We start from the raw sequence: 1,207 nt of genomic DNA on the forward strand, positions 1-1,207 counted from the left end.
GGATCCGCGGTGTCGAGAACGTCGACCCCGGTCAGCACCTTGCGGACCGCCTCGATCAACCGGCCGCCAGGCGCCGCCCCCAGCAGCACCGGCCCCTCGGCGGCGGCATCCCGGCGCAGCCGAGGGGGGTCCGGCAACCCGAGTCGCTTGACCACGGCGTGCCCCGGGCCGGAGTTGGCGAAGCTCGCGTATCTGTCGCCCATGCGCGTAGCCTACTCGTCAGTAGCTTCTTTGGCAGGAGGTCGAGATGCGCCGCGTCGCCGTGCTGGGCGGGAACCGGATCCCGTTCGCCCGATCCAACAGCGTCTATGCCGACGCCGCCAACCAGGACATGCTCATCGCCGCGCTGGACGGGTTGGTCGCCCGCTTCGGGCTGGCCGGGGAGCGGCTGGGCGAGGTGGTCGCCGGTGCGGTGCTCAAGCACTCCCGCGACTTCAACCTGACCCGTGAGGCGGTCCTCGGCTCCCGGCTCGACCCCCGCACACCCGCGTACGACATCCAGCAGGCGTGCGGCACCGGCCTGGAGGCGGCGATCCTGGTGGCGAACAAGATCGCCCTCGGCCAGATCGACGCCGGGGTGGCCGGTGGCGTGGACACCACCTCGGACGCGCCGCTGCAGCTCAACGAGGATCTGCGCCGGACGCTGCTGCGGCTGAGCCGGGCCCGTTCCCCGGCCGATCGGCTGCGTGCGGTGGCCCGGATCCGGCCCGGTCAGCTCGTCCGGCCGGAGCTTCCCCGCAACGCCGAGCCGCGCACCGGGCTTTCGATGGGCGAGCACGCGGCGATCACCACCCGCGAGTGGCAGATCGGCCGGGCGGAGCAGGACGAGCTCGCCCTCGCCTCGCACCGGCGCCTCGCGGCCGCGTACGAGCGGAACTTCTTCGACGACCTGATGACGCCCTACCTCGGCCTGACCCGCGACCAGAACCTCCGCCCCGACACCAGCGCCGAGAAGCTGGCCGCATTGAAGCCGGTCTACGGCCGTGGCCCGGACGCGACGACGGACGCGACGATGACGGCCGGCAACTCGACCCCGCTGACCGACGGCGCCGCGACGGTGCTGCTGTCGAGTGAGGACTGGGCGGCGGCGCGCGGGCTGCCCGTGCTGGCATATTTCGAGGATTGTGAAACGGCGGCGGTCGACTACGTGCACGGCGACGAGGGCCTGCTGATGGCGCCCGCGTACGCGGTGCCCAGGCTGCTCGCC

1 protein-coding gene and 1 pseudogene are annotated in these 1,207 nt (G+C 72.7%); one reads left to right on the forward strand and one right to left on the reverse strand.

The features are described 5' to 3' along the window. Window positions 1–203, reverse strand: a pseudogene (locus AB0M20_RS44575) (short chain dehydrogenase); the annotation flags it as partial. Window positions 204–247: 44 nt separating this feature from the next. Here AB0M20_RS44575 and AB0M20_RS44580 point away from each other — a divergent pair. Next, the coding region (locus AB0M20_RS44580; protein ID WP_364307649.1) for an acetyl-CoA C-acetyltransferase at window positions 248–1,207 on the forward strand (960 nt) is incomplete at its 3' end.

The sequence above is a fragment of the Actinoplanes sp. NPDC051633 genome, assembly GCF_040681735.1.
In the GTDB taxonomy this organism is placed as follows: Bacteria; Actinomycetota; Actinomycetes; order Mycobacteriales; family Micromonosporaceae; genus Actinoplanes.